We start from the raw sequence: 5,048 nt of genomic DNA on the forward strand, positions 1-5,048 counted from the left end.
AGGCTATTCTGTATCCGTTTATAATCGTTCTAGAGAGAAAACGGATGAAATGTTGGCTGAAACACAGGGGAAAAATCTAGTCGGTACTTACACGATTGAAGAATTTGTCCAATCACTTGAAAAGCCCCGCAAAATCTTGCTGATGGTCAAAGCTGGTGCAGCGACAGATGCGACAATCGAACAGTTGAAGCCGTATCTTGAAAAAGGCGATATCATCATTGATGGAGGCAATACATATTTTGCCGATACACAGCGTCGTAACAAGGAATTGAGTGAGCTGGGCCTTCACTTCATCGGGACAGGCGTATCCGGCGGTGAGGAAGGGGCTCTTCATGGTCCGTCCATCATGCCGGGAGGGCAGAAGGAAGCCTATGATTTAGTTGCTCCGATTTTCCAGGACATTTCTGCTAAAGTAAATGGGGAAGCATGTACAACGTATATCGGTCCGGATGGAGCAGGCCATTATGTGAAAATGGTCCACAATGGCATCGAGTACGGAGATATGCAATTAATATCCGAATCGTATTTTATGCTTAAGCATATTTTAGGTCTCAGTGCAGAAGAGTTGCATCAAGTATTTTCGGATTGGAACAAAGGCGAGTTGGATAGCTATCTAATCGAGATTACTGCTGACATATTTACTAAAAAGGATGAAGAAACTGGAAAACCTCTAGTTGATGTGATTTTGGATACTGCCGGACAAAAGGGCACTGGAAAATGGACAAGCCAGAGTGCGCTTGACCTTGGTGTGCCTCTGCCAATCATCACTGAATCTGTTTTTGCCCGCTTTATCTCAAGCATGAAACAAGAGCGCGTTGAAGCAAGCAAGGTGCTGACTGGACCAGAAGCGAAACCTTTTGAAGGCGACCGTGAAGCTTTCATTGAATCCATACGCAAAGCATTATACTTAAGCAAGATTTGCTCGTATGCACAGGGCTTTGCACAAATGAGAGCAGCATCAGAAGAATACAACTGGGATTTGAGCTATGGTGAAATTGCAATGATTTTCCGTGGAGGCTGCATCATTAGGGCGCAATTCCTGCAAAAAATAAAGGAAGCATATGATCGTGATCCAGGTTTGAAAAACCTGCTGCTTGATCCGTATTTCAAGGGAATTGCCCAAAGCTATCAGCAGTCGCTACGTGAAATTATTTCTGCTGCAGTTCTGAATGGTATTCCGGTTCCTAGCTTCTCTGCAGCACTGTCCTACTTTGACAGCTACAGAACAGAAACCTTGCCTGCAAACCTGATTCAGGCACAGCGAGACTACTTCGGGGCGCATACGTATCAGCGCATTGATAAAGAAGGCATCTTCCATACAGAATGGATGGAATAATAAAGGAAACAGCGAACCTTGTGTTCGCTGTTTTTTATTGTAAGCTATAGCATTTAGCTTATTTAAAGTAATTGTCTAAATAATGAAACCAAATACTTCCATGACCGTATGTAATATAAAACTTTAAAGGGAGATGGGAAAGATGAGTGATAGCGGCTGTGTAAAATGTGGGAGCAGGGATGCAGGGAAAAAGGAAGTTGCCATGACTGGTACTGGATTGTCCAAGATGTTCGACATACAAAATAATCAATTCGTGGTCGTATACTGCAGGAAGTGTGGATATTCGGAGTTTTATAATAAAGAAGCGTCAGCAGGCTCCAATATTCTTGATTTATTTTTCGGAGGATGAGCAGATAAAAAAATCCCGCTTGCAGCTTCGGCAGGCGGGATTTTATTATTGTTTGTTTAACACTTCTCAACATCAATTTCAGTAACAGGCCACCAGAAGAATCCGTCTTTTTCAAGCATCTGATCTGCTGCGTCTGGACCCATAGTGCCAGATGCGTAGTTAGGGAAGGCTTGCTCTTTTGTGTTTTCCCAAACATCTGAAATGTTATCGACAAAGCTCCAGGAAAGCGCGACTTCATCCCAATGGGTAAAATTAGTAGCGTCTCCGCGAAGAGAATCGAATAACAGCTTTTCGTATGCCTCAGGTGTATTAAGGCCGTCAATGCCCTTATTTGCATAGTTAAGTTTTACTGGTGTTGCATCTGTCCCCTGACCGGATTTTTTAGCGTTCAGGTGAAGCGTAATTCCTTCTTCAGGCTGGATATGAATCACTAAAAGATTAGGATTAACTGTTTTTTCCGGGCGATAGTACAAATCCATAGGAATATCTTTGAACTGAATCACAATTTTTGTAGACTTAGCTGTCATTCTTTTTCCTGTACGGATGTAAAATGGCACTCCAGCCCAGCGGAAATTATCAATCATTAATTTGCCGGCAACAAAAGTTTCCGTGTTTGATTCAGGATCGACCATTTCCTCCTGGCGATAAGCTGGTACTTCTCCGCCGTTCATCTGACCTTGATCATACTGTCCGCGAACAAAGTATTCATTTACTTCCTCACCCTTTACTGGACGAAGGGCACGGAACACTCTAACCTTCTCAGACCGGATTTCATCTGTCGTTAATTTGATTGGGGGCTCCATTGCGAGCAATGAAACCATTTGCAGCATATGATTCTGGACCATGTCCCTCAACGCGCCGCTTTTTTCGTAATAGCGTCCGCGTTCTTCAACGCCAAGCGTTTCGCTTGAAGTAACTTGGATATTTGAAATGTAGCGATTATTCCATAGCGGTTCAAACATTGCATTGGCAAATCGGATTACTTCGATGTTCTGGACCATTTCCTTGCCAAGATAATGGTCAATACGGTAAATTTCATTTTCCGAGAATGCAGTACGGATTTGTTTGTTTAATACTTTTGCCGACTCAAGGTCATGTCCAAATGGTTTTTCAATTACGAGACGTTTAAATCCTGAAACATCTGTTAGCTTGTCCTTCTTTAAATGCTCGGCAATTGTTCCAAAGAACTCAGGCGCCATCGCAAGATAGAAGATCCTGTTTCCATTAAGTCCATAGTGGCTGTCCATTTCTTCAGCAAGCTTTCCAAGAGCTACATAGGAGCTGGAATCAGTGACATCGTGGGAGTGATAATAGAATTTAGATGCAAATTCCTCGATATTTTTTGCTGATTCACGATTTTCTTGTACAGATTCTTTAACCTTCTGCTGGAATTCTTCATTTGTTAGTGAACGTCTGGCGACACCAATGACTGCGAACTTGTCCAATTTACCTTTTTCAAATAAATTGTATAGGGAAGGGAACAATTTACGGTTCGCAAGGTCTCCCGTAGCCCCGAAGATCATGATTAAAGCAGTTGGTTTATCAGTGTGTGTCACAATATAGGACCTCTCTTTATATGAATTTACTCAATATGTATAAAAACACTTTACAAGTATAAAATTTTATCGGTTTCGTGAACAATTAGCAACTGTTTGAACTGTAATTAGTTTCTTCCAAATGACTGGAACTATGCCCATTGTATTAAATCTGCAGATTTGCCTTATAAGGTATCTTGAACAAACCAACGTCTCTTATGATATATTGAAAGGAACAAAGAAACTACCAGCCTGAGTACCAGCGGGCTTTTTGCATGAAAGGCGGTTTTAAAAATGGATGTTTTTTTTCTCGGGACTGGGGCAGGCGTTCCTGCTAAGCTGAGGAATGTGACTTCAATCGCGTTAAAATTGCTCGAGGAAAGAGGAGCAGTCTGGCTATTTGACTGTGGAGAAGCTACGCAGCATCAAATTTTACATACTAGCATTAAACCGCGCAGGATTGAAAAAATTTTCATCACCCATTTGCATGGGGACCACATTTACGGTCTCCCAGGATTACTTTCAAGCCGTTCATTCCAAGGCGGAGAATCATTGGTAACAGTATATGGTCCAGCAGGAATTAAGGAATTTATCGAAGTATCTCTGAAAATAAGCAAATCTTACTTGAAATACCCTATCGAGATCATCGAGATTGAGGAAGGACTTATATTCGAAGACGACCAATTCACTATAGAAGCCAGGCTCCTTGTGCATGGAATTGCTTCATTCGGGTATAGAGTTGTGGAGAAAGATCGTCCAGGGACCCTTCTCGCCGACAAGCTTGCCGCCACTGGAGTGAAGCCAGGTCCAGACTACAAAAAAATTAAGAATGGCGAAGAAGTCATTTTGGAAGATGGAAGAGTCATTCACCCTGAGGAATTTGTGGGACCGCCTCAAAAAGGCAGGATTGTAACGATCCTCGGTGATACGAGAGTTTGCGAGAATGCTGTACTCCTCGCAGACGACGCAGATCTACTGATACACGAAGCTACTTTTTCAGCGGACGAAGAAGCTCTTGCACATGAATATTTTCATTCTACAACTCTGCAGGCAGCTGAGACTGCTCTCAAAGCCAGGGCAAAAAAGCTGTGCCTTACTCACATCAGTTCACGATATGACCGCAACGACTGGAAGCAGCTTGAGGCGGAAGCGGTGAAGGTATTTTCTAATACGGTCATATCTGAGGATTTTATGGAAATCGGTATCTCCTTAAGGATGACAGATTAAAGGAGTGGGATAATGAAAACCGTATATCTCGTCAGGCATGCGAGTGCGGAGGGCCAGCCGATAGATGCTCCTCTGACAGAGCAGGGGAGAAAACAGGCACTAGCGCTGGTTGAATTTTTTAGGCAAAAGGAGATAGATCTCATTTTCTCGAGCCCGTATAAAAGGGCAATTGATACGATTAAACCACTGTCCGATTCAAAGAAAATTAAAATCATTGAAGACAGCAGACTGGGAGAAAGAGTGTTGAGCACAGTAAGCTTTGAAGATTGGCGTGATAAGCTGAAACAAAGTTTTGATGATTTTGATTTAGTGTTCGAAGGTGGAGAGTCACATACAGCAGGCATGGAAAGAGCAAAATCCTTACTGGAGGACATACTGTGCTCCAAAGATGAAAATATTTTGCTGGTCAGCCATGGCAATATGACTACCTTGCTAATGAGATATTTCAATGAAAGCTTCGGATATGACTGTCTTATGGAACTGACCAATCCAGATGTTTTCGAACTTGTGGTATCGGATGAAAAGACGATTTTAAAGCGGATTTGGGATGACAGGATTTAATTTATATATTAAATTTCCCATGTAGCGTTGAGTTTAAGAC

At 42.3% G+C, this 5,048-nt stretch carries 5 protein-coding genes; 4 read left to right on the forward strand and 1 reads right to left on the reverse strand.

Annotated elements, in window-relative coordinates; genetic code table 11:
- On the forward strand, nt 1-1,336 hold a 1,336-nt coding region (gene gndA / locus WB217_RS17780), incomplete at its 5' end, for an NADP-dependent phosphogluconate dehydrogenase (protein ID WP_423994634.1).
- Nucleotides 1,337-1,478: 142 nt separating this feature from the next.
- Nucleotides 1,479-1,685: a zinc ribbon domain-containing protein gene (locus WB217_RS17785; RefSeq protein ID WP_423994635.1), complete on the forward strand. Its 207-nt coding sequence runs from the start codon at nt 1,479-1,481 to the stop codon at nt 1,683-1,685.
- A 56-nt stretch (nt 1,686-1,741) separates the two neighbouring features.
- Here the strand turns inward: WB217_RS17785 and zwf are convergent, their stop codons facing one another.
- Entirely contained in the window at nt 1,742-3,208 is a 1,467-nt protein-coding gene (gene zwf / locus WB217_RS17790) for a glucose-6-phosphate dehydrogenase (RefSeq protein ID WP_423994638.1), read from the reverse strand.
- Between the two features lie 306 nt (nt 3,209-3,514).
- Here zwf and rnz point away from each other — a divergent pair, with 306 nt between their 5' ends.
- The gene (gene rnz, locus WB217_RS17795; RefSeq protein WP_423994636.1) at nt 3,515-4,447 is read left to right on the forward strand and encodes a ribonuclease Z; all 933 of its coding nucleotides are present in this window, start codon (nt 3,515-3,517) and stop codon (nt 4,445-4,447) included.
- 12 nt (nt 4,448-4,459) lie between these two features.
- Complete coding sequence (locus tag WB217_RS17800; protein WP_423994637.1) at nt 4,460-5,008, forward strand: histidine phosphatase family protein; 549 nt, start codon at nt 4,460-4,462, stop codon at nt 5,006-5,008.
- The last annotated feature ends 40 nt before the right edge of the window (nt 5,009-5,048 follow it).

It is taken from the genome of Mesobacillus sp. (genome assembly GCF_049588175.1).
Lineage (GTDB): Bacteria > Bacillota > Bacilli > Bacillales > Cytobacillaceae > Mesobacillus.

What these genes read in the sequence shown, in the direction of transcription:
- WB217_RS17785 (WP_423994635.1), top strand. Translation starts at nt 1,479, where the DNA reads ATGAGTGATAGCGGCTGTGTAAAATGTGGGAGCAGGGATGCAGGGAAA.
- WB217_RS17800 (WP_423994637.1), top strand. Translation starts at nt 4,460, where the DNA reads ATGAAAACCGTATATCTCGTCAGGCATGCGAGTGCGGAGGGCCAGCCG.
- zwf (WP_423994638.1), bottom strand. Translation starts at nt 3,208, where the DNA reads ATGATCTTCGGGGCTACGGGAGACCTTGCGAACCGTAAATTGTTCCCT.
- rnz (WP_423994636.1), top strand. Translation starts at nt 3,515, where the DNA reads ATGGATGTTTTTTTTCTCGGGACTGGGGCAGGCGTTCCTGCTAAGCTG.